The 26,614-nt window shown below is 72.1% G+C and carries 24 protein-coding genes and 1 tRNA gene; 7 read left to right on the top strand and 18 right to left on the bottom strand.

Annotation, left to right across the window (positions count from 1 at the left end; genetic code table 11):
• Positions 1 to 38: 38 nt before the first annotated feature.
• The 8 genes from DRV84_RS03235 to DRV84_RS03200 form a co-directional block, all read right to left on the bottom strand.
• Positions 39 to 2,234 carry a 3-hydroxyacyl-CoA dehydrogenase NAD-binding domain-containing protein gene (locus DRV84_RS03235; RefSeq protein ID WP_115978416.1) on the bottom strand — a complete coding sequence of 732 codons (2,196 nt, stop codon included), beginning with the start codon at positions 2,232 to 2,234 and terminating at the stop codon, positions 39 to 41.
• An 11-nt stretch (positions 2,235 to 2,245) separates the two neighbouring features.
• Complete coding sequence (locus DRV84_RS03230; protein WP_115978415.1) at positions 2,246 to 3,457, bottom strand: acetyl-CoA C-acetyltransferase; 1,212 nt, start codon at positions 3,455 to 3,457, stop codon at positions 2,246 to 2,248.
• Positions 3,458 to 3,470: 13 nt separating this feature from the next.
• Positions 3,471 to 4,106, bottom strand: coding sequence for a glutathione S-transferase family protein (locus DRV84_RS03225; protein ID WP_115978414.1), 636 nt, complete (start codon positions 4,104 to 4,106; stop codon positions 3,471 to 3,473).
• 355 nt (positions 4,107 to 4,461) lie between these two features.
• Entirely contained in the window at positions 4,462 to 5,613 is a 1,152-nt protein-coding gene (locus DRV84_RS03220; protein WP_115978413.1) for an acyl-CoA dehydrogenase family protein, read from the bottom strand.
• A 36-nt stretch (positions 5,614 to 5,649) separates the two neighbouring features.
• On the bottom strand, positions 5,650 to 5,862 hold the full coding sequence (locus DRV84_RS03215; protein WP_115978412.1) for a hypothetical protein: 213 nt from the start codon (positions 5,860 to 5,862) through the stop codon (positions 5,650 to 5,652).
• 51 nt (positions 5,863 to 5,913) lie between these two features.
• Positions 5,914 to 7,695 (bottom strand): acyl-CoA dehydrogenase C-terminal domain-containing protein, encoded by a 1,782-nt coding sequence (locus DRV84_RS03210; protein ID WP_115978411.1) that lies wholly within the window; start codon positions 7,693 to 7,695, stop codon positions 5,914 to 5,916.
• A 27-nt stretch (positions 7,696 to 7,722) separates the two neighbouring features.
• Positions 7,723 to 8,148, bottom strand: a complete 426-nt coding sequence (locus DRV84_RS03205) for a MerR family transcriptional regulator (protein ID WP_192881389.1) — start codon at positions 8,146 to 8,148, stop codon at positions 7,723 to 7,725.
• A gap of 227 nt (positions 8,149 to 8,375) precedes the next feature.
• On the bottom strand, positions 8,376 to 8,768 hold the full coding sequence (locus tag DRV84_RS03200; protein WP_115978410.1) for a MerR family transcriptional regulator: 393 nt from the start codon (positions 8,766 to 8,768) through the stop codon (positions 8,376 to 8,378).
• Between the two features lie 119 nt (positions 8,769 to 8,887).
• Here DRV84_RS03200 and DRV84_RS03195 point away from each other — a divergent pair, with 119 nt between their 5' ends.
• From DRV84_RS03195 to DRV84_RS03185, 3 genes are read left to right on the top strand one after another with little or no spacing between them, the layout of a single operon-like run.
• Positions 8,888 to 9,313 carry a PaaI family thioesterase gene (locus DRV84_RS03195; RefSeq protein WP_115978409.1) on the top strand — a complete coding sequence of 142 codons (426 nt, stop codon included), beginning with the start codon at positions 8,888 to 8,890 and terminating at the stop codon, positions 9,311 to 9,313.
• Complete coding sequence (locus DRV84_RS03190; protein ID WP_115978408.1) at positions 9,310 to 9,822, top strand: PaaI family thioesterase; 513 nt, start codon at positions 9,310 to 9,312, stop codon at positions 9,820 to 9,822. Before DRV84_RS03195 ends, DRV84_RS03190 begins: the two co-directional genes overlap by 4 nt.
• On the top strand, positions 9,812 to 11,137 hold the full coding sequence (locus tag DRV84_RS03185; protein WP_115978407.1) for an MATE family efflux transporter: 1,326 nt from the start codon (positions 9,812 to 9,814) through the stop codon (positions 11,135 to 11,137). Before DRV84_RS03190 ends, DRV84_RS03185 begins: the two co-directional genes overlap by 11 nt.
• A gap of 186 nt (positions 11,138 to 11,323) precedes the next feature.
• On the opposite strand, the gene DRV84_RS03180 is transcribed toward DRV84_RS03185, so the two are convergent.
• Both DRV84_RS03180 and DRV84_RS03175 read right to left on the bottom strand, forming a co-directional pair.
• Positions 11,324 to 12,382: a quinone-dependent dihydroorotate dehydrogenase gene (locus DRV84_RS03180; protein ID WP_115978406.1), complete on the bottom strand. Its 1,059-nt coding sequence runs from the start codon at positions 12,380 to 12,382 to the stop codon at positions 11,324 to 11,326.
• Complete coding sequence (locus DRV84_RS03175; RefSeq protein ID WP_115978405.1) at positions 12,379 to 12,720, bottom strand: DUF952 domain-containing protein; 342 nt, start codon at positions 12,718 to 12,720, stop codon at positions 12,379 to 12,381. Before DRV84_RS03175 ends, DRV84_RS03180 begins: the two co-directional genes overlap by 4 nt.
• Before the next feature lie 89 nt (positions 12,721 to 12,809).
• Here DRV84_RS03175 and DRV84_RS03170 point away from each other — a divergent pair, with 89 nt between their 5' ends.
• From DRV84_RS03170 to DRV84_RS03155, 4 genes are all read left to right on the top strand, one after another.
• On the top strand, positions 12,810 to 13,475 hold the full coding sequence (locus tag DRV84_RS03170; RefSeq protein ID WP_115978404.1) for an SOS response-associated peptidase: 666 nt from the start codon (positions 12,810 to 12,812) through the stop codon (positions 13,473 to 13,475).
• Positions 13,476 to 13,845: 370 nt separating this feature from the next.
• Positions 13,846 to 13,919, top strand: a tRNA-Gly gene (locus tag DRV84_RS03165).
• Positions 13,920 to 14,004: 85 nt separating this feature from the next.
• Entirely contained in the window at positions 14,005 to 15,798 is a 1,794-nt protein-coding gene (locus DRV84_RS03160; protein WP_115978403.1) for an ABC transporter transmembrane domain-containing protein, read from the top strand.
• Positions 15,799 to 16,196: 398 nt separating this feature from the next.
• Positions 16,197 to 18,080: an acyl-CoA synthetase gene (locus DRV84_RS03155; RefSeq protein WP_115978402.1), complete on the top strand. Its 1,884-nt coding sequence runs from the start codon at positions 16,197 to 16,199 to the stop codon at positions 18,078 to 18,080.
• A gap of 376 nt (positions 18,081 to 18,456) precedes the next feature.
• Here DRV84_RS03155 and DRV84_RS03150 read toward each other — a convergent pair whose 3' ends face one another.
• The 8 genes from DRV84_RS03150 to pobA all read right to left on the bottom strand — a co-directional run bounded on the left by DRV84_RS03150 (position 18,457) and on the right by pobA (position 26,509).
• On the bottom strand, positions 18,457 to 18,744 hold the full coding sequence (locus tag DRV84_RS03150) for an ArsR/SmtB family transcription factor (protein ID WP_115978484.1): 288 nt from the start codon (positions 18,742 to 18,744) through the stop codon (positions 18,457 to 18,459).
• A 123-nt stretch (positions 18,745 to 18,867) separates the two neighbouring features.
• Positions 18,868 to 20,100 carry a mandelate racemase/muconate lactonizing enzyme family protein gene (locus DRV84_RS03145; RefSeq protein ID WP_115978401.1) on the bottom strand — a complete coding sequence of 411 codons (1,233 nt, stop codon included), beginning with the start codon at positions 20,098 to 20,100 and terminating at the stop codon, positions 18,868 to 18,870.
• Between the two features lie 53 nt (positions 20,101 to 20,153).
• Positions 20,154 to 21,236: a Zn-dependent alcohol dehydrogenase gene (locus DRV84_RS03140; protein WP_115978400.1), complete on the bottom strand. Its 1,083-nt coding sequence runs from the start codon at positions 21,234 to 21,236 to the stop codon at positions 20,154 to 20,156.
• Positions 21,237 to 21,309: 73 nt separating this feature from the next.
• Positions 21,310 to 22,542, bottom strand: a complete 1,233-nt coding sequence (locus DRV84_RS03135; protein WP_115978399.1) for an MFS transporter — start codon at positions 22,540 to 22,542, stop codon at positions 21,310 to 21,312.
• A complete protein-coding gene (locus DRV84_RS03130) occupies positions 22,539 to 23,849 on the bottom strand; it encodes a lyase family protein (RefSeq protein ID WP_239994968.1) in 1,311 nt (436 codons plus the stop codon). Before DRV84_RS03130 ends, DRV84_RS03135 begins: the two co-directional genes overlap by 4 nt.
• On the bottom strand, positions 23,846 to 24,559 hold the full coding sequence (locus DRV84_RS03125; RefSeq protein ID WP_115978398.1) for an alpha/beta fold hydrolase: 714 nt from the start codon (positions 24,557 to 24,559) through the stop codon (positions 23,846 to 23,848). The genes DRV84_RS03130 and DRV84_RS03125 overlap by 4 nt, the downstream gene beginning before the upstream one ends.
• Positions 24,552 to 25,340 (bottom strand): 3-oxoadipate enol-lactonase, encoded by a 789-nt coding sequence (pcaD, locus tag DRV84_RS03120; RefSeq protein WP_115978397.1) that lies wholly within the window; start codon positions 25,338 to 25,340, stop codon positions 24,552 to 24,554. Before pcaD ends, DRV84_RS03125 begins: the two co-directional genes overlap by 8 nt.
• A complete protein-coding gene (gene pobA, locus DRV84_RS03115; protein ID WP_115978396.1) occupies positions 25,340 to 26,509 on the bottom strand; it encodes a 4-hydroxybenzoate 3-monooxygenase in 1,170 nt (389 codons plus the stop codon). The genes pcaD and pobA overlap by 1 nt, the downstream gene beginning before the upstream one ends.
• Positions 26,510 to 26,614 lie beyond the last annotated feature (105 nt).

Raw genomic sequence — 26,614 nt, 5'->3', positions numbered from 1 at the left:
GTGGGCGGGGGCCGTGCGGCCCCCGCGCCCGGCCGGTCTCAGGCGGCCTCGGCCTCGACGCCGAAGCGGCCGTAGAAGCTTTCGCCCTTGTCGGCCATCTCGCGCAGGAGCGCCGGGCAGTCGAAGCGCGGGCCGTGGGTCGCCGAGAGCGCGTCGCAGAGCTCGGCCGCGCGCGCCGCGCCCAGCATGTCGAGCCAGCCGAAGGGCCCGCCCGACCACGGCGCGAAGCCCCAGCCGAGGATCGCGCCCACGTCGCCCTCGCGGATGTCCTCGAGCACGCCCTCCTCGAGCGCGCGCACCGCTTCGAGCACCTGCGCGAACATCAGCCGGTGCTGCACCTCCGTGAGTTCCGGCTGCGCCTCGGCCGGCGGATACTGCGCCGCGAGCCCCTCCCAGAGGCCGGTGCGCTTGCCGCTCTCGTCGTAGGCGTAGAAGCCGGCGTTGGCCTTGCGCCCGAGCCGGCCCTCGTCGGCCATCCAGAAGAGCACCTCGTCCACCGCGTCGTCCGGATAGCTCTCGCCCATGGCCGCGCGGGTCGCCTTGGCGATCTTCACGCCGAGGTCGATCGAGGTTTCGTCCACAAGTTGCAGCGGCCCCACGGGAAAGCCGAGCTGGCGCGCCGCGTTCTCGATCAGCGCGGGCGTCACGCCTTCGCCGACCATGCGAATCCCCTCGTTGATGTAGGGGATGATGCAGCGGTTGGCGTAGAAGAAGCGCGCGTCGTTCACCGCGATCGGCGTCTTGCGGATCTGGCGCACATAGTCGAGCGCCTTGGCCACCGCGCGGTCGCCCGTCTCGCGGCCCTTGATGATCTCGACGAGGAGCATCTTCTCGACCGGCGAGAAGAAGTGGATGCCGATGAACTGCTCCGGCCGGGCGCTCGCCTTGGCCAGATCGCTGATCGGAAGCGTCGAGGTGTTGGTGGCGAAGATCGCGTCCTCGGGCAGATGCGCCTCTGCCGCTCGCGTCACCTCGGCCTTGATCTTCGGGTCCTCGAAGACCGCCTCGATCACCAGATCGCAGCCCTGAAGGGCCGCGTAATCGGTGGTGGGCGTGATCCGCGCGAGCGTCTCGGCCGCCGTCTCCGGCGTGGTCTTGCCGCGCTTCTGCCCCTTCTCGAGATAGCTTTCGGTATAGGCCTTGCCCTTGTCGGCGGCAGATTGATCGCGGTCGATGAGCACGACCTCGATGCCCGCCTGCGCCGAGACGAGCGCGATGCCGGCCCCCATCATGCCCGCGCCGAGGACGCCCAGCTTCCGCACCCGCTGGTCCGGCGCCTCGGGGCGGTTCGCGCCCTTCTCGAGCGCCTCCTTGTTGACGAAGAGCGAGCGGATCATCGCCGCCGAGGAGGGGTTCATCAGGATATGCGTGAACCACCGCGCTTCGATCCGGAGCGCCGTGTCGAAGGGCACGAGCGCGCCTTCGTAGACCGCCGACAAGAGCGCCTTCGCCGCCGGGAAGGCGCCATGGGTCTGTGCGTTCACCATGGTTGAGGCGCCGACGAAGGTCATGAAGCCCGAGGGGTGATAGGGCGTGCCGCCCGGCATCTTGTAGCCCTTCGCGTCCCAGGGCTTGACGATATCGGCGTCGCCCGCGCCCAGCACCCACTCCTTCGCCGCGGCGAGCGGATTGTCGGCCACCGCGTCGATGATACCGGCGGATTTCGCCTTCGCCGGATCGACCGTCTTGCCCTCGAGGAGATAGGGCGAGGCCGCCATCGCGCCGAGCTTGCGCACGAGCCGCGTCGTCCCGCCCGCGCCGGGGAAGATGCCGACCTTGATCTCGGGCAGGCCGATCTTCGCCTTGGGGTTGTCGGCGGCGAAGATGCGGTGCGTGGCGAGCGGGATCTCCAGCCCGATGCCCACGGCCGTGCCGGGCAGGGCGGCGGCGATCGGCTTGCCGCCCTTCAGCGTCTTGGGGTCCATCCCGGCGCGCTCGATCTTCCGCAAGGCCTGATGCATCCGCATGATGCCGTCGAAGAGCCCCTGCGCCGGGTCGTCGCCCGCCGCGTCGCGCATCCGCGCCAGCACCTTGAGGTCCATGCCCCCGGCGAAGTCCTTCTTTCCGGAGGTGATCACGACGCCCTTCACCGCGTCGTCGGCCAGCGCGTCGTCGATCAGCCGGTCGAGTTCCTCCAGCGCCTCGAAGCTGAGCACGTTCATCGACCGCCCCGGCACGTCCCAGGTGATCACCGCGACGCCGTCGGCGCCCTTGTCCATCGTGAATTCGGTCATCTCTCTCGCCCTCACACGCGTTCCAGAATGGTCGCCGCGCCCATGCCCGATCCGATGCAGAGCGTGGCGAGGCCGGTCTCGCGGTCCGTGCGCTCCATCTCGTCGAGGAGCGTGCCGAGGATCATCGCGCCGGTGGCGCCCAGCGGATGCCCCATGGCGATGGCGCCGCCGTTCACGTTGACGCGGCCGGGGTCCACGTCGAAGGCCTGCATGAAGCGCATGACGACGGCCGCGAAGGCCTCGTTCACCTCGAAGAGGTCGATGTCGCCGATCTCCATCCCGCTCTCGCGCAGGATCTTGCGCGTCACCGGCACGGGGCCGGTCAGCATGATCGTGGGATCGGTGCCGATCTTGGCGGTGGCGCGGATGCGCGCGCGCGGCGTGAGCCCGCGCGCCTCGCCCCACTCCTTCGAGCCGATCAGCACGGCCGCCGCGCCGTCCACGATGCCGGAGGAGTTGCCGGCATGGTGGATGTGCTCGACCCGCTCCAGATGCGGATACTTCAGCATCGCCACCTTGTCGAAGCCCGGCATCGCCTCGCCCTGCTCCTTGAAGGAGGGCTTGAGGGCGCCCAGGCTCTGCATGTCCGTCTCGGGGCGCATGTGCTCGTCCCGGTCGAGGATCGTCAGCCCGTTCACGTCGCGCACCGGCACGATCGACTTCGCGAAGCGCGCGTCGTCCCAGGCGGCCTTGGCGCGGCGCTGGCTCTCGACGGCGAGCGCGTCGGCCTCGTCGCGGGTGAAGCCGTATTCGGTGGCGATGATGTCCGCGCCGATGCCCTGGGGGACGAAATACATGTCCATCGCCACCGAGGGGTCCGCCGCGATCGCACCCCCGTCCGAGCCCATGGGCACGCGGCTCATGCTCTCCACGCCGCCGGCGATGTAGCCCCCGCCCGCGCCGCCGCGCACCTGATTGGCGGCCATGTTCACCGCCTCGAGCCCCGAGGCGCAGAACCGATTGATTGACACGCCCGGGATCGACTGATCGAGCCCGGAGGCGAGCACCGCCGTCCGCGCGAGGCAGGCGCCCTGCTCGCCCACCTGCGTGACGTTGCCCCAGATCACGTCCTCCACGGCGTGCCCCTCGAGCCCGTTGCGGTCCTTGAGGGCGTCGAGCGCCGTGGTCGAAAGCCGCACCGCGGTCACCTCGTGCAGGCCGCCGTCGGAACGGCCCTTGCCCCGCGGCGTGCGCACGGCGTCGAAGATATAGGCGTCGGTCATCGTCTGCCTCCGTTCAGGCCCGGTCCGAGGGGCGGCCGGGAATCAGGTCGTAAGGGTGTTTCCAGCCCGGCAGCGCCGCGAGCCGCGCGAGCCAGGCGTCGATCGCGGGCCAGTCGGCCCGCGCGAACCCGAAGGGTTCGGGATAGTAGAGATAGCCGCAGCACGAGAAATCGGCGTTCGTCGGCCCGTCGCCCACGATCCAGTCGCGGCTCTCGAGATGCCGGTCGAGCACCGCGTAGGCGGCCTTGAGCCGTCCCTGCATGAAGGCGATCACCTCGGTCGGGCGCTTTTCTTCGGGCAGGAAATTCATAAGAAACCGCGTCATGCCCGCCTGGCTCGAGAGCTTGTGGTTGTCCCAGAGCACCCAGCGCAGGATCTCGCGGCGCTCCCGCGCGTCGCGCCCGCCGAACATCCCCGATTTCTCCGAGACGTAATCCTGGATCGCGCCGGACTGCGTGAGCACGTCGTCCCCGTCCACCATCACCGGCGCCTCTCCCATCGGGTTGAGCGCGCGATACGCCTCCGACCGCGTGGCGCCGCCGAAGAAGTCCACCTTCACCGGCCGCCACGCGAGGCCCGAAAGCTCGAGCGGCAGCGCGGCCTTGTAAGCGTTGCCGCTCTCGCCGAAGCAGTGGAGCTCGATGGTCACGGCGCGCTCCCTGTCTGACGGCGCGATGCGGGGGTTTCACACCCCCGCACCCCCGTGGGATATTTTTGTCCAAGAAGAAGCAGGGGACGCGTCGGCGTCCACGGTTCGTTAACCCTCTCCGGGGTATCGTCTTCCTGCGGTACAGGCTGGGAAGCCGATGACCGCCCAAGGAGAAGCTCCGCCGCTCGCCCGGTGCGCACGCACCGCGGGCGGCGGAGCGGACCGAGTGCGGCCCGAGCGCGAAACATGGGCTCGATGTGCGGTCCGGCTCCTTCTTCTTGGCTCAAATATCCCGCGGGGGTGTGGGGGCGCGAAGCCCCCACTGCCCACGGCGCCGCCTGCACCGCCGACGGGGTCATGTCTCCCCCGCGAAGCTGCGCGCGATGAGTTCCTTCATGATCTCGTTGGTGCCGCCGTAGATGCGCTGCACCCGCGCGTCGGCCCACATCTCGGCGACCGCATATTCCTGCATGAAGCCGTAGCCGCCGTGGAGTTGCACGCACTCGTCGAGCACTTCGCCCTGCGTGTCCGTCAGCCAGTATTTCGCCATCGCCGCCGTCTCGACGGTGAGCGCCCCCTCGAGATGCGCGGCGATGCAGTCGTCGAGGAAGGCGCGGGCGACCTTGGTCTTGGTCAGGCACTCGGCCAGCTTGAAGCGCGTGTTCTGGAACTGCATGAGCGGGCCGCCGAAGGCCTTGCGCTCCTTGCAGTAGGCGTTCGTGCGCGCGACCGCGCCCTCCATGGCGCCCACCGCGCCGCAGCCGATGATGAGGCGTTCCTGGGGGAGCTGCTCCATCATCTGGTAGAAGCCGCGCCCCTCCCGGCCGCCGAGGATGTTCTCGGGCGGCACCGGCACCGCGTCGAAGAAGAGCTCGGAGGTGTCGGCGGCGTGCGCGCCGATCTTCTCGAGGTTGCGGCCGCGGGAGAAGCCCTCGGCGCCCTCGGTCTCGACCACGACGAGCGAGGTGCCCTTCGCGCCCTCGGACGGGTCGGTCTTGGCCGCGACCACGATCAGGTCGGCGTGCTGGCCGTTGGTGATGAAGGTCTTTTGCCCGCTCACGCGGTAGACGTTGCCGTCGCGCACGGCGCGCGTCCTGATGTTCTGCACGTCCGAGCCAGCCGACGGCTCGGTCATGGCGAGCGCGCCGACCATCTCGCCGCTGACCATCTTCGGCAGCCAGCGCATCTTCTGTTCCTCGGTGCCGTAGGCGAGGATGTAGTGCGCGACGATGCCGGAGTGGATGCCGTGGCCCCAGGAGGCGAGGTTGGCGCGCGAGCCCTCCATCAGGATCACCGCCTCGTGGCCGAAATCGCCACCCGCGCCACCGTAGGCCTCGGGGATCGAGGGGCAGAGCAGGCCGAGCTCGCCGGCCTGCGTCCAGGTCTCGCGGTCCATCTCGCCCTGTCGGCGCCAGCGGTCGTAGTGCTGGACCCAGGTCTCCTCGATGAAGCGCCGGGTCATGTCGGCGAGCATCTGGTGCTCTTCGGTCATCCAGGCCGATGGCATCGCGGTTTCTCCTCCCCTTGAAACCTTTTTGTCGGCTTATCGTTTGCGCGCGTCGAGCTCCGCGTTGAAGAGGCGCAGCCGGTGGCCGAGCGCCTCGTCGTCGGTGACGCTGTCGAAGTGCTCGAAGAGAAACGACAGCGCCTCGCCCTCGTCGAGCCCGGCCTCCTGCGCGAAGCGGCGCAGGCGGCGATAGCCGTCCTCGGTCATCGCGACCTGAAAGCGCCGGGTCGTGCGGAAGCGTTTCGGCATGGCTCCTCCCTCCGTGCCGTCGTCGCGTGCGAGCTCCACCTGCACCCTACGTCAGAACTGCGCCGCGTCCAGCTCCATCACCGGCGCCGCGCCGCTGCCGATCCGCGCGAGGTGCATGCCCGTCGCCGGCAGCTGGCGCGCCATGTAGTAGCGCCCGGTGGCGAGCTTGGCCTCCATGAAGGCCGGGTCGCCGCGCCCCTCGGCGAGCGCCGCCTTCGCGGCGAGCCCCATCTTCGCCCACATGAAGCCGAGGCAGACGTGCCCGAAGAGGTGCATGAAGTCGTAGCTGCCCGAGAGCGCCGCCTGCGGGTTTTTCATGCCCTGCTGCATGAAGAACATGCCCGCCGACTGCAGGTCCTTGGAGGCCTGCTTGAGCGGTTCGAGGAAATCGCGGTCGAAGGCTTCGTCCGCGCCTTCGTGTTCCTTGTTGAAGGCCTTGACCATCTCGAAGAAGGCCATGATCGCCTTGCCGCCGTCCTGGCCGAGCTTGCGGCCCACGAGGTCGAGCGACTGGATGCCGTTCGTGCCCTCGTAGATCATCGTGATCCGTGAATCGCGCACGAACTGCTCGAGGCCCCATTCCTTCACGAAGCCCGAGCCGCCGAGCGTCTGCTGGGCGAGCACCGTCGTCTCGAAGCCCTTGTCGGTCAGGAAGCCCTTGATGACCGGCGTCAGCAGCGAAATCATCGCGTCCGCCTCGGCGTCGCCCGCGCGCTCGGCGCGGTCGATCATCTGCGCGCCCCAGAAGGTGAAGGCGCGCGCGCCCTCGACGAAGCTCTTCTGTTGAAGGAGGTTCCGCCGCACGTCGGGGTGCACGATGATCGGGTCGGCGGGGCCGTCGGGGTTGGCCGGGCCTGTCACGTCGCGCCCCTGCAGCCGGTCCTGCGCGAAGGCGCGCGCGTTCTGATAGGCGACTTCGCCCTGCGCGTAGCCCTGCAGGCCGACGCCGATGCGCGCCTCGTTCATCATGGTGAACATCGCGCGCATGCCCTTGTGCAGCTCGCCCACGAGGTAGCCGGTCGCGCCGTCGTAGTTCATCACGCAGGTGGCGTTGCCGTGGATGCCCATCTTGGACTCGAGCCCGCCGCAGGTGACGGCGTTGCGTTCGCCGAGGCTTCCGTCCGCGTTCACGAGGAACTTCGGCACGATGAAGAGCGAGATGCCTTTCGTGCCCTCGCCGCCGCCCGGCACCTTGGCGAGCACGAGGTGGATGATGTTCTCGGAAAGATCGTGCTCGCCGGCCGAGATCCAGATCTTCTGCCCGGTGATCCGGTAGCTGCCGTCGTCGGCCGGCTCCGCCTTGGTACGGATCAGCCCGAGGTCCGTGCCGCAGTGCGGCTCGGTCAGGTTCATGGTCCCCGACCAGATGCCGTCCACGAGGTTGGGGAGGTAGGTGCGCTTCTGCTCCTCCGAGCCGTGGGCGTGGATCGCGGAATAGGCGCCGTGGGTCAGGCCCTGATACATGTTGAAGGCCATGTTGGCGGAGACGAACATCTCGCCCACCGCCGAGCCGATCAGGTAGGGCATGCCCTGGCCGCCGTACTCGGGGTCGGCGTCGAGGCTCATCCAGCCGCCCGCGCGCATCTGTTCGTAGGCGTCGCGGAAGCCCTCGGGCGTGCGCACCACGCCGTTCTCCAGCGTGCAGCCCTGCGCGTCGCCCACCGGGTTGAGAGGAGCGAGCACGTTCTCCGACAGCCTGGCCGCCTCCCCGAGGATCGCGGCCGTCGTCTCGCGGTCCAGCTCCTCGTAGCCGGGAATTCCGGCCTCGGAGACCGCGAGCACGTCATGCAGCACGAACTGCATGTCGCGGGTGGGGGCGTCGTAGATCGGCATCGCTCACTCCCTTGGTGTGCCGCGGCCCTATTCGGCCGCGGTTCGGTTCATCGAATCCAGCATCTGCTCGCCCCATGCGATCTGCTCGCGCAGTTCGGTGATCGCGTCGTCGAGTTCGGCGCGCTCGCGCTCCATCTCGGCGAGGCGCGTCTGCGCAAGCTCGTGGGCGCGCATGATCTGCGTGCGCTGCTGGTCGTCCTCGTCGTAGAGGTCGAGCAGCTGGCGGATTTCCTCGAGGCTGAAGCCGAAGCGCTTGCCGCGCAGGATCAGCTTGAGCCGCGCGCGGTCGCGGCGGGTGAAGAGCCGCTTCTGACCGTCGCGGATCGGGAAGATGAGCTCCTTGGACTCGTAGAAGCGGAGCGTGCGGGGCGTGACGCCGAAGGCGTCGCACATCTCGCGGATGGTCATGGTCGCGTCGGTCTGGGTCTCGGCGCCTGCGTTCTCTGCGGTCATGTTCTTGGTCCTCGTCTGTCGCAGCGTGACGCCGGGGACATGCGGGTTCGCTCTAGCGGATACAACAGGATCGAAAGTTTACGTAACCAAGACGCCGCGTCATTTTGATCGGCCGGATATTTTGCGTCGCGACGAGGGAGTCGGACGCAACGAAATGACGCGGCGGGAGCCCTGCGAGAAACCGGATAACATCCCGCCGAGGCGCATTTTTTCCGGACGGAGCGCGGTCAGCCGGTGCGGCGCCCGGCGCCGTCCGCGAGGGTGGCGCGAGTCTCTTCGCGCATGCGCCGCAGCTCCGCCATCGCCTCCTCGATCTGGGCCTTCTGCCGGGCGAGCTCGTCGAGCTGCGCGTCGGCCGCCTCCACGAAGGTGCGCATCTGCGCGTCGGTGCCGTCCTTCTCGTAGATCAGGAGCCACTGCCGGATGTCCTCGAGCTGGAAGCCGTAGCGCCGCCCGCGCAGGATCAGCGTCATCCGGGCGAGTTCGCGCGGCCCGTAGAACCGCTGCCGCCCGACGCGCTCGGGCTGAAGAAGCTCGATATACTCGTAATAGCGCAGGGTGCGCGGCGTCACATCGAAGCGCGCGCACATCTCCTTGAACGAGAGGCGAGTCTCGGCCATCCGCGTCCTCCTGCCGTGCGACCTAGGGGCGCATGGCCGCGCGGGCAAGCGGGGCGCGGCCTTGCGCTCGCCCATGCGGCACGCGACAACGGTGACGAAGCCGTGAGGACCGACAGCGCATGACCCCCGACAAGGCCGAGATGGCGCGCCACTTCACCGAGTCGATTCCCCACGTGAAGGCGCTGGGCATGGCCTTCACGCATCTCGGGGACGGCGAGGCCTCCATGCGGATGCCGTGGGACGCGCGATTCGTCGGCGACCCGGAGACCGGCGTGATCCACGGCGGCGCGGTCTCGGCGCTGATGGACACCTGCTGCGGCGCCGCGGTGATGAGCCACCCGGCCTCGCCCGGCACGACGGCGACGCTCGACCTGCGGATCGACTACATGCGCCCCGCGACGCCGGGGCAGAGCGTGCGCACCACGGCGACCTGCTACCGGCTGACGCGCACGGTGGCCTTCGTGCGCGCCACCGCCTGGGACGACGACGACGCGCGGCCCGTGGCCACGGCCACGGGGGCCTTCACCGTGGAGGGCGTAACATGAGCCCCGCGCGCCCGGAACCGGTTCAGGTCGTCAAGCAGCGCCGCGACGCCGCGCTCGCCGCGCTCTCGGGCGGGGTGCCCTACATCCAGTATCTCGGCATCGGCTTCGAGCGTCGCGGCGACGAGCTCACCGCCGTTCTGCCCTTCGACGACAAGCTGATCGGCAACCCGAGGCTCCCCGCGCTGCACGGCGGCGTCACGGCGGCCTTCCTCGAGACGACGGCGATCATCGAACTCAGCTGGCAGATGCTCTGGCCCGACATCGAAGCGGGCGCGCTCGACCCCGACCGCCTCGCCGCGGGCGAGTTGCCGCGGCTGCCCAAGACCATCGATTTCACCGTGGACTACCTGCGCTCCGGCCTGCCGCGCGACGCCTACGCACGGGCGCGGGTCAACCGCTCCGGCCGGCGCTACTCGAGCGTGCACGTCGAGGCGTGGCAGGACAACCGGTCGCGCCTCTTCGCGCAGGCGACCGGGCATTTCCTGATGCCGCCGCGCGATGGCGGCTGAGGCGCCCGGGCCGCGCGCGGTCAGTCACGCCAGGGTGCTGCGCATCGCGGTGCCCATCGTCGTCTCGAACGCGACGATCCCGCTCCTCGGCGCGGTAGACACCGGCGTCGTCGGGCAGATGGGCGAGGCCGCGCCGATCGGGGCCGTGGGCCTCGGCGCGATCATCATCACCGCCGTCTACTGGGTCTTCGGCTTCCTGCGCATGGGGACCACCGGCCTCGCCGCGCAGGCCGAGGGCGCGGGCGACGGGGGCGAGGTCGCCGCGCTCCTGACGCGCGTGCTGCTGATCGGCTTCGGCGCGGGCGCTGCCCTGATCCTGTTGCAGCTGCCGATCTTCTGGGCCGCCTTCCGCCTCGCGCCGGCGAGCGCGGAGGTCGAGGGCCTTGCGCGCGGCTATCTCGGCATCCGCGTCTGGAGCGCGCCGGCGGCGATCGCGATCTACGGGCTGACCGGCTGGCTCATCGCGCGGGAGCGCACGCGCGCCGTCCTCGTGCTGCAGGTCTGGATGAACGGGGTGAACATCCTCCTGGACCTGTGGTTCGTGCTCGGCCTCGGCTGGGGGGTGGAGGGCGTGGCGACGGCCACCTTCCTCGCCGAGTGGTCGGCGCTCGCCCTCGGGCTCTGGCTCTGCCGCGACGCCTTCGGCCGGCCCGAGTGGCGCGACCGGGCGCGGGTCCTCGACGCCGAGCGGCTGCGCCGGATGGCGGTGGTGAACACCGATATCCTGATCCGCTCGCTCCTCCTGCAGGCGGTCTTCGTCTCCTTCCTCTTCGTCGGCTCGGATTTCGGCGACGTGACGCTCGCAGCCAATCAGGTGCTGATGCAGTTCCTGCAGATCACGGCCTACGCGCTCGACGGCTTCGCCTTCGCCGCCGAGGCGATCGTCGGGCAGGCGATGGGCGCGAAGAGCCGCGCCACCCTGCGCCGCGGCGCGGCGGTCTCCAGCCTCTGGGGCGGGCTTTCGTCGCTCGGCATGGCGGCGGCCTTCGCGCTCGCGGGGCCCGCGATCATCGACCTGATGGCCACCGCGCCCGAGGTGCGGGCCGAGGCGCGCGTCTTCCTGCCGTGGATGGTCGCCGCGCCGCTTCTGGGGCTGGCGAGCTGGATGCTCGACGGCATCTTCATCGGCGCGACGCGCACCGCGGACATGCGCAACATGATGGCGGTGAGCTTCGCGGTCTATGTCGCCGCGGCGCTCGCGCTGGTCCCGGCCTTCGGCAACCACGGGCTCTGGGCGGCGCTGCTCGTCTCCTTCGTGGCGCGGGGCGCGACGCTCGGCCTGCGCTACCCGGCGCTGGAGCGGGCGGCGGCCTAGGGGCGCGCGGCGCGGGTGCGTCGGATGGCGCCGCGGATGGCGACCGGGGCCAGTCCGTGGGGAGCGGCGCGCGGCACCCCTGGCCGCAGGGGGGCGATCTCACGCACCCCCGAGTGGCGCGGGTCGGACCGGCTCCGGCATCGCCGCGCGCGGCCCGGCGTAGCGCCGCGGGCCGCCGCCACGGGATCACGTCCAGGCGGCGCGTCCGGTTCCCACCGCCTCGGCCACGGTCTCGAACCCGTCGCGGGCGAGCAGGGCGTCGAGCCCCTCGGCGATCCGCGCGCCGAGCGAGAGGCCCTCGTAGGCGAGCGCGGTGTAGAGCTGCACCGCCGAGGCGCCGGCGCGGATCTTGGCGTAGGCGTCCTCGGCGCTCGCAACGCCGCCGACGCCGATCAGCGCCATCTCGCCCCGGGTGAGTTCCGCCAGCCGGGCGAGCACCCGCGTGGAGCGCTCGAAGAGCGGCCGGCCCGAGAGCCCGCCCGCCTCGCCCGCGCGCGCGGAGCGCAGGCGCTCGCGCGCGAGCGTCGTGTTGGTCGCCACGATCCCGTCGAGGCGCGCCTCCCGCGCGACGGCGGCCACGTCGGCGAGTTCTGCGTCGCCGAGATCGGGCGCGATCTTGAGAAAGAGGGGCAGGGGCCGCGCGAGCCCGTCGCGCGCCTCCGTCACGCGGGCGAGCAGCGCGGCGAGCGCCTCGGCCCCCTGCAGATCGCGCAGCTTCTCGGTGTTGGGCGAGCTCACGTTGACGGTGGCGAAGTCGAGCCACGGCCCGAGCCGTGCGAGCACCGCGGCGAAGTCGCCGGCGCGGTCGGCGCTGTCCTTGTTCGCGCCGAGGTTCAGCCCCAGCACGAGGTCGCGCGGCCGCGCCTCGAGCCGCGCAGCCACCGCCTCCATGCCGTTGTTGTTGAAGCCGAAGCGGTTGATGACGCCCGCGTCCTCCGGCAGCCGGAAGAGCCGCGGGCGCGGGTTGCCGGGCTGCGGGCGGGGCGTGACCGCGCCCGCTTCGACGAAGCCGAAGCCCGCCCGCGCCAGCGGATGGAGCGCGACGGCGTTCTTGTCGAAACCCGCGGCGAGGCCCACCGGATTGGGCAGGCGGAGCCCCGCGACCTCGGTGCGCAGGCGCGGAGTGGTGACGAGGCCGGGCAGCGGCGCCACCCGGGCGCGCAGCGCGGCGAGCGCGAGGTCGTGCGCGCGCTCCGGGTCGAGCCCGCGCAGGAGCGCGAGGCCCGCGCGCTCGGCGAGGCTCACGTCATCTCCGGCGGGAAGCGGTGCGTCCCGTCCGCCCCGAGCGGCAGGTCGCGCGCCCAGACCACGTCCGACAGCCGGAGCGGCGCATAGAGATGCGGAAAGAGCGCGCCCCCGCGCGAGGGCTCCCACCGGAGCGCGGGGCCGAGCGCCTCCGCCTCGACGGCGAGGATCTTCAGCCCGTCGAGGCCCGCGAAGTGCTTCGCGGCGGTCACGGCGGCCTGTTCGGCGGTGGAGAAATGCACGAAGCCGTCGGCGACGTCGATCGGCGCGCCGGCGGTCTCGCCCGCGGCCTCGAGCGCGGCCCATTCGTCGGCGCGCAGGATCTTGTAGATGAGCATGCCCTCCCTCTGCCGCGCGGGCGGGCGCCGGTCAAGCCGGGGCGTGCGCGTCACTGGCGGGCGCCGCCCGGGGCGGCTAGGCTCGGCCCATGTGCGGACGCTTCGCCGTGACCCTGCCGACCGACGCGATGGCGCGCCTCTTCGCGGCCGAGCCCGCGAACGACCTGCCCCCTGTGCCGAATTACAACGTCTGTCCGACCAATGCCGTCCACGCGGTCCGGGCCGAGGGGGCGGGGCGGCGCCTCGGCGCGATGCGCTGGGGCTTCCTGCCGCACTGGTACGAGACGCCCTCGGACGGCCCGCTCCTGATCAACGCTCGCGCCGAGACGGTGGCCGAGAAGGCCGCGTTCCGCGAGGCCGCGCGCCGACGGCGCTGCCTGATCCCGGCGCTGGGCTTCTACGAGTGGACGAAGGACGCCGAGGGCACCCGGTCTCCGTGGTTCGTGCGCCGGGCCGACGGCGCGCCCATGGTCTTCGCCGGCATCTGGCAGGACTGGGAGCGCGGCGGCGAGGCCTATCGGACCTGCGCCATCGTGACCTGCGCGGCCGGGCCGGACGTGGCGTCGATCCATCACCGGATGCCCGTCGTCCTCGACCCCGGGGACTGGCCGCTCTGGCTGGGCGAGGCGGGCCACGGCGCGGCGCGGCTGATGGTGCCGCCGCCCGGCGGCACGCTCGAGGCCCACCGGGTTAGCCGCCGCGTGAACTCGAACCGCGCCGAGGGGCCGGAGCTGATCGAGCCCATCGAGGACTGACGCGCGCGAGGGCCGGCAGGGGACGGGCGGTCGCGTCAGGTGCATTTCGGCGCTGCGGCCCAGGGCCGCCTGCGGGGAGAGGTGATTGGTGAGCGAGGGGCTAAAGGGGCGAGGGTGGCGCCTGCGCGCCATCGCCGGAACGCGTCTCCGCGCCGGGGCGCTCGCCCTGTGCCGCGCGCCGCTCCGAGGCGGGACAAGCGCCTGAGCCGCCCGGCCCGGCGCGGCGGCGGCGACATGGCGAGGGCGTCCATGGCCGCGGAAAGGTGGCGGACCCGTCTGCCCTCGGATCGTCCGAGCCGCGACCGGCCGCCCGGCGCCATCGCTTCCGCGTTGACGCGCCGCGTGCGACGGTCTAAGCCACGCGGCGCAGGCGGGTATAGCTTAATGGTAAAGCCCCTGCCTTCCAAGCAGGTGATGTCGGTTCGATTCCGTCTACCCGCTCCAGCCGCCTGCATGCCGCCGCATTCCGCCACGGGTTGACCCCTGCGCCCCGCGTGGCATTAACGTCGGACGCGGACAGGGAGACGGCATGGCCAAGGCCCCGCCAGTTCAGGAACAGGAGCGCGAGAAGTCGCGCCGGATCGGGGCCCTCGCCGAGCTCTGGCCGTTCATGCGCCCCTATCGCGCGCTGCTCGCCGCGGCGCTCGTGATGCTGGTGGCGACGGCGGTCGTCTCGCTCATCCTGCCGATCGCGGTGCGCCGCGTGGTGGACAACTTCGGCGTCGAGGACGGCGCCATCCTCGACAAGTATTTCGCCGCCGCGCTCGGCATCGCGGGGCTCTTCGCGTTGGGCTCGGCGCTGCGCTACGCGCTGGTCACGCGCCTCGGCGAGCGCGTCGTCGCCGACATCCGCAAGGCGCTCTTCGACCGGGTGATCGGCATGAGCCCGGCCTTCTACGAGCGGCTGATGACCGGCGAGGTGCTGAGCCGGATCACCACCGACACGACGCTGATCCTCTCGGTCATCGGCTCCTCGGTCTCGATCGCGCTCCGGAACCTGCTGATCTTCATCGGCGGGCTCGCGCTGATGCTGGCGACCTCGCCGAAGCTGACGGGGCTCGTGCTGCTGATCGTGCCGGCGGTGGTCTTTCCGATCCTCGTGCTCGGGCGGCGGCTCCGGAAGCTCTCGCGCGAGAACCAGGACTGGATCGCCGCCTCCTCGGGCAACGCCTCCGAGGCGCTGGGCGCGGTGCAGACGGTGCAGGCCTTCACCCACGAGGCGCTGAGCCAGGCCGAGTTCGGCCGCGTCACCGAGCAGAGCTTCGACGCCGCGCGCCGGCGGGTGAACACGCGCGCGGTGATGACGGCGATCGTGATCTTTCTGGTGTTCACCGGGGTGGTCGGCGTCCTCTGGATCGGCGCGCGCGACGTGCGCGCGGGCGGCATGACGCCGGGCATGCTGGTGCAGTTCGTGATCTACTCGGTCATGGTCGCGGGATCGGTCGGCGCGCTCTCCGAGATCTGGGGCGAGTTGCAGCGCGCCGCCGGCGCGACCGAGCGGCTCGTGGAGCTCCTGCGCGCCACGGACGCGGTGCAGGACCCCGAGACGCCGCGCCCGCTGCCCGATCCGGTCGCCGGCGAGCTCGCCTTCGAGGAGGTGCAGTTCGCCTATCCCGCCCGCCCCGACGCGCCGGCGCTCGACGGGGTGACCCTGCGCGTGGCGCCGGGCGAGACGATCGCGCTCGTCGGGCCCTCCGGCGCGGGAAAGACGACGATCATCCAGCTCCTGCTGCGCTTCTACGATCCCGCCTCGGGCCGGATTCGCCTCGACGGGGTGCCCATCGACGCGATGCGGCGCGACGCCTTCCGGCGGGCCATCGCGCTCGTGCCGCAGGACCCGGTGATCTTCGGGGCCACGGCGCGCGAGAACATCCGCTTCGGCCGGCCCGAGGCCACGGACGCCGAGGTGGAGGCCGCCGCCGAGGCCGCCGCGGCGCACGACTTCATCGCCAAGCTCCCCGAGGGCTACGACAGCTACGTCGGCGAGCGCGGCGTGATGCTCTCGGGCGGGCAGAAGCAACGCATCGCCATCGCCCGCGCCATCCTGCGCGACGCGCCAGTCCTGCTGCTCGACGAGGCGACGAGCGCGCTCGACGCCGAATCGGAGCGCGCGGTGCAGCACGCGGTGGACCGGCTGAGGAGCGGGCGCACGACGATCATCGTGGCGCACCGCCTCGCCACGGTGAAGAAGGCCGACCGGATCGTGGTCATGGACCAGGGCCGCATCGTCGCCGAGGGGCCGCACGACCGGCTCGTGTCGGAGGACGGGCTCTACGCGCGCCTCGCGCGGCTGCAGTTCACCGACGGCATCGCGGCGGAGTAGCGCGCGGCGGGCGCGGGGCGCGCTGTCCGAGGTGGCGTGCGTCGGCCGCGTCGCCATGAGGCGCGGCGCGGTCGCCGCGCCGCGGGAGGGGGGCTGTCTGCCCCCCTCTTGGCCTTCGGCCAATTCACCCCCCGAGAGTATTTGAGCCAAGATGATGGGGCCGGGGGCCGCTCTTCGCGGGCTGCGTGCGGCGCGGGCGCGTGAGGCGATGGTTGTCGCCGTGGTGGCCTCGTGGCGCGTGGCGTCGGGCGTGACGGGGGCGCCGCGGGGGCCGGCGGCCGGCGGCGGGCCGATCGGGGCCGGAAACGGCGCGACACTTGCGCGGCGGCGCCTGCGCGCTCATTTTCGGGAAACTGCCGGGCGCCGCGCCCCGGCGTCGGGGAGGGGAGGAGCGCGCAATGGCCTTCGCGTCACTGGCGGACAAGCATGCCATCGAATCGGAGATGCCCTGGGAAGCGCGGGACGTTCCGCGCACGGTCTGGGGCCTGCTGTCGGAGACGGAACGCAAGTTTCCCGACCGCCCGGCGGTGAGCTTTCAGCTGCTGTCGGGGCCGAAGGACAAGGCCGAGACGCTCAGCTGGCGCGCGCTGCGGAGCCGGGTGGCGCAGGCCGCCAACCTCTTCCGCGATCTCGGCGTGGGCGAGGGGGACACGGTCGCTTATGTCCTGCCGATCTGCAACGAGGCGACGGTGTCGTTCCTCGGCGGGATGGTGGCGGGCGTCGTCTGTCCGATCAATCCGCTGCTCGAGCCCGAACAGATCAGCGCCATCCTGCGCGAGACGGGCGCGAAGGTGGTGGTCACGCTGCGCGCCTTTCCGAAGACCGACGTCGCGGAGAAGGTCTGCGAGGCGGTGCGCCACGCGCCGCAGGTGCACACGGTCCTCGAGGTCGATCTCAACCGCTACCTGACGCCGCCGAAGAGCTGGATCGTGCCCGTCGTCCGGCCGAAGGCGCCGCGCGGGCACCACGCGGACGTGAAGAGCTTCGCAGCCGAGATGGCGAAACACCCCGGCGACGGGCTGCGCTTCGAGGATGCGGGCGGCGACCGGGTGGCGGCCTGTTTCCACACCGGGGGCACCACCGGCACGCCCAAGGTCGCGCGGCACCGCTACGACGGCATGATCTACAATGGCTGGGTGGGTCAGCGGCTGCTTTTCACCGAGCAGGACGCGACGATCTGTCCGCTGCCGCTCTTTCATGTCTTCGCCTGCCACGTCATCCTGATGTCGGCGGTGGCGAGCGGGGCGCATGTGGTCTTTCCGACTCCGGCGGGCTACCGGGGCGACGGGGTCTTCGACAACTTCTGGAAGCTCGTCGAGCGCTGGGGGATCACCTTCGTGATCACCGTGCCGACGGCCGTCTCGGCGCTGATGCAGCGCGAGGTGGACGCCGACATCTCCTCGGTCAAGACGGCGTTTTCCGGCTCGGCGCCGATGCCGCTCGAGCTCTTCAACCGGTTCGAGGCGGTCTCCAACGTCACCATCGTCGAGGGCTACGGGCTGACGGAGGCGACCTGCCTCGTCTCCTGCAACCCGCCGGAGGGCACGAAGAAGGTGGGCTCGGTCGGCATCCCCTTCCCCTACACCGAGGTCAGGATCGTGCGCGAGGTCGACGGCGCGCTCGTCGAGTGTGCGACCGACGAGGTGGGCGAGATCTGCGTCGCCAACCCGGGCGTCGACCCGGGCCGCACCTACACCGACCCAGAGAAGAACCGCGATCTCTTCTACGACGGGCGTTTCCTGCGCACCGGCGATCTCGGGCGGCTCGACCCGGACGGCTATCTCTGGATCACCGGGCGGGCGAAGGACGTGATCATCCGCGGCGGGCACAACATCGACCCCGCCGAGATCGAGGAGGCGCTGCTCGCTCATCACGACGTGGCCTTCGCCGGCGCCGTCGGCCAGCCCGACGCGCATGCGGGCGAGCTGCCCTGCGTCTATGTGGAGCTCGTCGAGGGCGGAGAGGTCAGCGCGGAGGCGCTGATGGAGCACGCGCGCGTGCATGTCCACGAGCGCGCGGCGCTGCCGAAGCACGTCGAGGTGCTCGACGAGCTGCCCAAGACCGCCGTCGGCAAGGTCTTCAAGCCCGAGCTGCGCAAGCGCGCGATCGCGCGGGTCTACACGCAGGCGCTCGAGGCCGCGGGGCTCGACGCGCGCGTGGAGGAGGTGATCGACGACCCGAAGCGCGGGCTCGTCGCGCAGGTCGCGGGCGACGCGGCGGAGGCCGAGGTGGCGCAGGCGCTCTCGGCCTACACCAGGCCCTGGGAGCGGGTCGGCGCCTGAGCGGCAGCCGGGGGCGAGGGGGGCTGTCCGCCCCCCTCTTGGCCTTCGGCCAATTCACCCCCCGAGGGTATTTCCGGCAAGAGGAAGGGACCGGGGTGCGCTGCGGGCGCGTGGGTGGTGCGATCCATGGGCGGTGCGGCGGCCGTCGGGGCGGTTTGGCGTTCTGCGGGCGGCGCGTGATCGGGCGAAAGGTGCTCCGGGGGAGGTGGCGTGACCGGCGTGGCAGGACGGCGCTTTGGTCGGGGGGGCTGCCCACGCAGGTTCCGGCTTCGTACGCGCGGCGCGTCGCGGAGATGCGGGAGCGGGTCGGCGGGTCGCGCGGGGATCGGCCCGCTGCGGCCCGCGCGTGCCGTCCTTGCCCGGTGCCCGCGTGGCCTCAGCCGCGGCGCTGGCAGAAGACGCTGTAGAGGAGGCCGATCACCTGCCGCGTCGCGTCGTCGGCGAGGCGGTAGTAGATGGTCTTGCCCTCGCGGCGGGTCGCGACGAGCTTTTCCTCGCGCAGGCGGGCCAGCATCTGGCTCACCGCGGCCTGCCGCATGCCGAGGAGCTCCTCCAGCTCGCCCACGGATTTCTCGCCCGAGCCGAGGTGGCAGAGCACCATGAGCCGCCCCTCGTGCGCGAGGGTCTTGAGGTAGGCGGCCGCGTCGGCGGCGTTCTGCGCCATCTCGTCGGGGGGCGCCGCGGCGGCCCCCGCGGGGCGGGTCGGTGTGTCGATCTCGGCCATGGGCTCTCCGGTCACATAGCTTTTTAAGTATATGTGCCGGCGCGGGCCGGGATCAAGTGCGTCTCAGCCCTCCTGTGGCGGGGCGCCGCCGGCGAAGGTGTTGCCCTCGGCGTAATTGCAGGGCGCCTCCTGCATCTCGAGGTGGAGGCCCGTGCCGGTCCAGGGATGGGCGCGGGCGAGCGCCTCGTCCACCTCGATGCCGAGGCCGGGGGCCTCCGGCGCGGGGACGAAGCCGCCCTCCACGGCGATCGCGCCGCCGATGAGGTCGCGATGGAAGTCGGTCTCGATCGTCTCGGCCACGAGGAGGTTCGGGATCGAGACGGCGAGGTGGATGTTGGCCGCCCATTCCACGGGCCCCGCGTAGAGATGCGGCGCCATCTCGGCGTTGAAGGCCTCGGCCATGGCGGCGATCTTCTTCGTCTCCCAGATCCCGCCGGCGCGGCCGAGGGCGGGCTGCAGGATGCGCGCGCCGCCCGTGCGCAGGAGGGTCGCGAACTCCGCCTTGGTGGTCAGCCGCTCGCCGGTCGCCACGGGGATGCGCACGGCCTGCTGGACGCGCTGGAACTCGAGCAGGTTGTCGGGCGGGATCGGCTCCTCGAACCAGAGCGGCGCATAGGGCTCCAGCGCCTGCCCGAGGCGGATCGCGCCCTCGGTCGTGAACTGCCCGTGCGTGCCGAAGAGCAGGTCGGCGCGGTCGCCCACCGCCTCGCGCACCGCCTCGCAGAAGGCGATGGAGAGCGAGATGTCCCACATCGCCGGCTGGTGCCCGCCGTGAAAGGTATAGGGGCCGGCGGGGTCGAACTTCACCGCGGTGTAGCCGCGCGCGACGAGCGCCGCGGCGCTTTCGGCGGCCATCTCGGCGGAGGTCCAGAAGTCCGACATGCGGTGATGCGCGAGCGGGTAGAGGTAGGAATAGGCGCGCACCCGCTCGGTCATCCGCCCGCCGAGCAGCGCCCAGACGGGCCGCCCGCGGTCCTTGCCGAGGATGTCCCAGCAGGCGATCTCGAGCCCCGAGAAGGCGCCCATCACCGTCGGATCGGGGCGCTGGGTGAAGCCCGAGGAATAGGCGCGGCGGAACATGCGCTCGATGTTCTCCGGGGAGTCGCCCTCCATGTGGCGGGCGAAGACGTCGCGGATCACGGCCGTCATCGCCTCGGGGCCGACGGCGGCGGCGTAGCATTCGCCCCAGCCGGTGATCCCGGTGTCGGTGGTCAGCTTCACGAGGATCCAGTAGCGCCCGCCCCAGCCCGGGGCCGGGGGCGCGGTGACGATCACGTCGCAGTCGGCGAGTTTCATGGGTCTCTCCCTGGCGCGGCGGTGCGAGGACGCCCGTGAGGGCGGAGGAGCGGTCAGAAGACGAGCACGTTGCGCCGGGCGCCGCCCGCGCGGGTGTCGGCGATGGCGGCGTTGATCTCCTCGAAGGGCCAGCGGCGCGAGACGAGCCCGTCGAGCTCCAGCCGGCCCTGTTCGTAGAGGTCGATCATCCACGGGATGTCGCGCGCGATCACCACGTCGCCCATCTTGGAGCCGATCATGCCCTGTCCAGTGGCGGCGAAGAGGACGGGCTCGTAGCCCGCCGCGTCGCCGGAGTGCGGCATGCCGACCATCACCACCCGCCCGCCGGGGGCGAGGTAGCGCGGCGCCGTCTCGTAGGCCGCGGCGGCGCCCACGGTGACGATCGCGGCGTCCGCGCCGCGCCCGAGCGCGGCCTTGGCCGCGCGCCAGGGCGCCGCGTCGTCGGCGAGCACGGTGTCGGTGGCGCCGAAGGCGCGCGCGTCGGCGAGCTTCTCCTCGGTGCGGTCCACGGCCACGATGCGCCGCGCGCCGGCGAGCCGCGCGCCCTGGATCGCGTTCAGCCCGACGCCGCCCGCGCCGATCACCACCGCGTCCTGCCCGGGGCGGAGGCCGGCGGCGTAGACCGCCGCGCCGACCCCGGTGATCACGCCGCAGCCCAGAAGGCAGGCGCTCTCGGCGGGCATGTCCTCGGGGATCGGGACGACCTGCGCGGCGCCCACGACGACCTTCTCGGCGAAGGCGCCGCAGGCCATCGCGTGAAAGAGCGCGCCGCCGTCGCGGGTGGCGAGCGGCCCCTCGGCGCCGTCGGGCGGGTTCTCGCAGATCGTCGGCCGGCTCGACGCGCAGGCCGGGCAGTGCCCGCAGGGCCGGATCAGGGTGACCACCACGCGGTCGCCCTCCGACAGGCGCGCGACGCCCGGGCCGAGCGCGGTGACCCGGCCCGCGGCCTCGTGGCCGTAGACCGCCGGCAGCACCCCGCCCCATGCGCCGTCGGCATAGGAGATGTCGGAGTGGCAGACCGCCACCGCCTCCAGCGTCACCTCGACCTCGCCGGCGCCGGGCGCGGCGAGGCGCACCTCCTCGATCTCGAGCGGCGCGCCGAAGTCGTGGCACACGGCCGCGCGGATTGTCTGCATGGCTCCCTCCCGCATTTCGCGCCGTCACCGTGGCCGCGCCCGCGCGCGGGCGCAACCCGGACCGCCACGCCGCTTACGCAACGGCGGGCGCGTGGCGCGCGAAGACGGCGAGCGCCGCGGCGACGAGCATCGCGGCGAGCAGGAAGGCCGCGCCGGGGAAGGCGACCGGCGCGCCCGGATGGGTGAAGGCGGCGAAGGTCGAGGTCATCAGGAGCGGCGCGAGGATCACCGCCACCGCGTTCACGCTCGTCAGGACGCCCTGAAGCGTGCCCTGTTCGTCGGCGCTCGCGGCCTGCGCCATGATCGACTTCAGCGCCGGCGGCGCGATCGCGCCCAGCGCGGCGAACGGGATGAGCGCCATGACGACGGCGCCCGAGGGGACGAGGGCGAGCGCCGTGAAGGCGCCGACCGACAGCGCGAGCCCCGCGCCCACCATCCGCCGCTCGCCGAGGCGCGGCTGGACCACGCGGATGAGCCCGCCCTGAACGACGGCGATGCTCAGCCCGAAGACGCCGAGCGAGACGCCGGTCAACCCCGGCTCCCAGCCGAAGCGCGCCTGGGTGAAATAGGCCCAGGTCGCCGGGTAGACGTAGAAGGCGACCTGGTTGAGGAAAAAGACGGTCATGAGCCGCCACGCCCCCGCCAGCCGCCCGATCCGCCGCACCGCGCCGAGGGGATTGGCGGCGCCCCAGCGGAAGGGCCGGCGCGTCGCCGCCGTCACCGTCTCGGGCAGGACGGCGAGACCGAGGAGAAGGTTCAGACCCGAAAGCGCCGCGGCGGCGTAGAAGGGCGCGCGCGTGCCCATTTCGCCCAGAAGCCCGCCGAAGAGCGGGCCGAGCACGAAGCCGAGCCCGAAGCTCGCGCCCACGAGGCCGAAGCGCGCGGCCTTTTCCTGCGGCGCGGAGATGTCCGAGAGAAAGGCGGTCGCCGTGGCCTGCGTCGCCGCCGTGATCCCGCCCACGATCCGCGCCGCCAGGAGGAGCCAGATCGTGCCCGCAACCGCCATCACGAGATAGTCGAGCGCCATCACGCCGAGCGAGACCAGCAGCACGGGCCGCCGCCCGAACCGGTCCGAGAGCGCGCCGAGGAGCGGCCCGCAGAGGAACTGCATCACCGCGAAGGAGGTCGCGAGCACCCCGCCCCAGAGCGCCGCGCCGGCGAGCGTGCCGCCCTCGATCTCGAGGATCAGGTCCGGCAGAACCGGCAGGATCAGCCCGATGCCCATCGAGTCGATGGTGACGGTCGCCATGATGAAGAGGATGGGCAGCCGGCCGCGCGGCGCCGCACCGTCGGGCGATGCGCTCATCCCCGCGCCCGCACGCGGGCGGCGAAGGCGCGCGCCTCGTCGGGCGCGGTGCCGAGCTGCGCGTGCGCCTCGAAGGTCTCCGGCGGCAGGTCGGGATGCGCGGCGCGCGCGGCGGCGGCGAGCGTCGTGCCCTCCGCCGCGGCCGCCGCGGCGAGCCGCTTCGCCTCGCGCTGCGCCTCGGGCCGCGGCATCCGCCGGGCGAGGGCGAAGCTCAGCGCCTCCGCGCAGGCCGCGCCGCCGGCGAGACCGAGGCCCGCGTCCATCGCCTGCGGAACGGGCGCCAGCGTCCCGGCGAGCGCGCGCGCGTGGCGCGCGGCGGCGAGGAAGGCGGTCCAGAGCGCCGGTACCGCGCGCCATTCGGCGAACCAGGCCGCGCCGTCGCGCTGCCAGCGCGGGCTTCCCGCGGCGTGCAGCGCCGCCTGGCTCGACCGCACCTCGCCGGCGAGCGCGACGAGCGCCGAGGGGCCGACCGGGTTGGCCTTCTGCGGCATGGTGGACGAGCCGCCCGTCGCGCCGAGATCGATCTCGCCGAGGCCCGTCTGCGTCATCAGGATCACGTCGTCGCCCATCTTGGCGAGCGCGTCGGCCCCCCGCGCCGCCCAGTCGGCGAGGCGCAGCACCGGCCCGCGGTCCGTGTGCCAGCTCCGCCCCGGATCGAAGAGGCCGAGCGCCTCGGCCATCGCCGCCCGCGTCTCGCCCGCGCGCGGGCCGAGCGCCGCCGCCGTGCCCGCCGCGCCCGAGAGCGAGACCCAGAGGCTCGCCCGGCGCAGCGCCGCGAGCTCGTCGAGCAGATCGAGGAGCGGCCAGCCCCAGCCCGCCGCCACCGCGCCGAAGCTCGTGGGCGTGGCGACCTGCCCGTAGGTGCGCGCGGCCATCGGGCGCTCCGCCTGCGCGTCGGCGAGCCGCGCGAGCGCGGCGAGGGTCGCCGCGATCTCCGCCTCGGCGTGGGCGAGCGCCTGGCGCAGGCGGAGCATCAGGGCGGTGTCCTGGATGTCCTGGCTCGTCGCGCCCCAGTGGACGTATTGCGCGTGTTCCGGCGCGCCCATCGCCCTGCGGAAGGCGGCGACGAGCCCCGGCACCGGCACGCCGTTCGCGCCCGTCTCGGCCGCGAGCACCGCGGGGTCGGGCGTGACCTCGTGCGCGGCGCGGCGGATCGCCTGCGCCGCCGTCTCGGGGATCACGCCGAGCCGCCCCTGCGCCTCGGCGAGCGCGCCCTCGACGACGAGCATCGCCCGGATCTCCGCCCCGTCGGTGAAGAGCCGCGCGCCCTCTCCGGCGTCGAAGAGCCGCTCGTAAAGCGCGCTCACGACCCCTCCGCGATGTAGTCGAGGCGCCGGGCGAGGCCCGCGGGGTCGGCGAAGAAGGGCGAGTGCCCGGTGGCCATCTCGTGCACCCGGTCGGCCGGCCAGTCGGCCGTCATCGTCGCCTGATGCTCCGGCGGGATGGTCCGGTCGTCGGTGCAGAGGATGTAATCGCGGGGCAGGGCGCGCGAGCGCTCCGTCACCGCGAGCGGCGTCGCCTGCGGCGCCACGGGCTGTGTGCAGAGGCGGGGGACCGCGTGGGCCACGGCCGCCTCCGGACAGTCGTGATAGAAGACCTCCGGCGCCATCTCCGGCCGGACCGAGAAGCTCGCCCCGTCGGCGGATCTCTCGAGCGCCGGCAGCAGCGGCTGGCGCGGCGCGGCCCGGCGCATCTCCACGAGCGAGACGCCGCCCGCCGGCACATAGGCGCAGAGATAGACGAGCCGCGCGATCTTCTCCGGCGCCTTTTCCGCCGCCGCGGTGATCGGGAAGCCGGCCATGGAGTGCCCGACGAGCACCACCGGCGCGTCGATCGCGGAGAGGATGGCCTCCGCGTAAGCGTCCAGCGTCACCTCGCCCGGGGGCGTCGCGTCCTCCCCGTGGCCCGGCAGGTCGATGGCGCGGGCGGCGTGCCCCCGCGCCGCGAGCGCCGGGATGAGGTCGCGCCAGCACCAGGCGCCGTGGCAGGAGCCGTGGATCAGCAGGACCTCAGCCATGGCCCACCGCGCTCAGGAAGTCGGTCAGCGCCTCGGCGAAGGCCGCGGGCTGCTCGACGCAAGGCAGGTGCCCCGCGCGGCGGATCACGCGGAACTCGGCGCCGGGGATCAGCTCCACCGTCTCGCGCACCAGATCGGCGGGGGTCGAGCCGTCGTCGGAGCCCGCGATGCCCAGCGTCGGCAGGCGCAGGCCCGAGGTCGGCGTGTAGAAATCCGTTCCCGAGATCGCGGCGCAGCAGGCGGCGTAGCCCTCGGCCGGCTGGCGGATCAGCATGTTGCGCCAGAGCGCGATCTCGGCGCTTTCGCGGAAGCCGCGCGTGAACCAGCGCTCGAGGATCGCGTCGGCCATGGCCGCGAGGCCCTCGTCCCGCGCGGTCGCGATCCGCGCCTCCCACATCTCCGGCGTGCCGATCCGCGCGGCGGTGTTCGAGAGCACGAGCGCGCGCACCTGATCCATGCGCTTCACGGCGAGGCCCTGCGCGATCATGCCGCCGATGGAGAGCCCGACGAAGACACCGTCGCGCACCCCGAGGTGGTCGAGCAGCCGCTCGGCGTCGGTCACGAGCTGGCCCATCGCGTAGGGGCCGGGCGGCGCATCGCTCAGCCCGTGACCGCGCAGGTCGTAGCGGATGAGCCGCAGCCCCGCCGGCAGACGCGGGATCACCGCGTCCCAGAGGCGGAGGTCGGTGCCCAGCGAATTGGCGAAGACCACCGGCGCGCCCGCCGGGTCGCCGTCCTCGCGCCAGTGGACGCGCAGCCCGTCGAGATCGGCCACCCGCATCAGTAGGGCAGCCCCACGTAGTTCTCCGCCATCGCCCGCTGCGCCGCCGGGCTGTCGCGCAGAAAGGCGAGCTCGGCCTGCTGGATGCGCAGGTCGAACTCCGACTGGTCGGGATAGCGGTGCATGAGCGAGCTGAACCACCAGCTGAAGCGCTCGGTCTTCCAGATGCGGGCGAGCGCGGTCTCGGAATAGCGCTCGAGCCCCTCGTCGTCGCGGTCGTGATAGAAGCGCTTGAGCGCCTCGTGCAGATAGCGCACGTCCGAGGCGGCGGTGTTCAGCCCCTTGGCGCCCGTCGGCGGTACGATGTGCGCCGCGTCCCCGCAGAGAAAGAGCCGCCCCCAGCGCATGGGCTCGCAGACGAAGGAGCGCAGCGGCGCGATGGATTTCTCGATCGAGGGGCCGGTCGCCAGCCGCTCGGCGGCCTCGGCCGGGATGCGGCGGCGGAGCTCGTCCCAGAACATGCCATCGGTCCAGTCGTCGGGCTGATCCGAAAGGTCGCACTGGATGTAATAGCGGCTGAGCTGCGCGTTGCGCATCGAGCAGAGCGCGAAGCCGCGCGGCGAGTTTGCGTAGATGAGCTCGTCCGCGACCGGCGGCGTCTCGGAGAGGACGCCGAGCCAGCCGAAGGGATAGGTCTTTTCGTACTCGCGGCGCACCTCCTGCGGGATCTCCTGCCGGCAGGGACCGTGGTAGCCGTCGCAGCCGGCGACGAAATCGCAGTCGAGCCGGTGCACCTTGCCGTCTTTCAGGAAGGTGACGAAGGGCGCGGCGGTGTCGAGATCGTGGGGCTTCACGCCCCGGCAGTCGTGCAGCGTCTCGAGCCCGGCGGCGTCGCGCGCCGCGTAGAGGTCGCGCGTCACTTCGGTCTGGCCGTAGACGAGCACGTGCTTGCCGGTCAGCGCCTTGAAATCGATCCGGACCTGGTCGTCGCCGCTGGCGATGATGGTGCCGTCGTGGACGAACCCCTCGCGCTCCATCCGCTCGCCGACGCCGGCCTCGTGCATGAGCTCCACGAGGCCCGTCTCGAGCACGCCGGCGCGGATGCGCGAGAGCACGTAGTCGCGCGAGCGGCGCTCGAGCACGACGTTGTCGATGCCCGCGCGATGCAGGAGCTGCCCGAGCAGCAGCCCCGACGGCCCGCCCCCGATGATCGCGACCTGCGTGCGCATGGTGTCCTCCCGTCTCCCCTGCGCGCGGAGAAAACCGCGCGCCTCCGGCCAAGTCAATCGCGGGCTGGCGGACGAAAAATCTTCGTACGAAGATTTTTCGGAAGC

Origin of the sequence: Rhodosalinus sediminis, from assembly GCF_003385555.1 — a bacterium.
GTDB classification, from domain to species: Bacteria; Pseudomonadota; Alphaproteobacteria; order Rhodobacterales; family Rhodobacteraceae; genus Rhodosalinus; species Rhodosalinus sediminis.
Note: the sequence above shows the minus strand (reverse complement) of the source record. Positions and strands in the feature narration are given on the sequence as shown.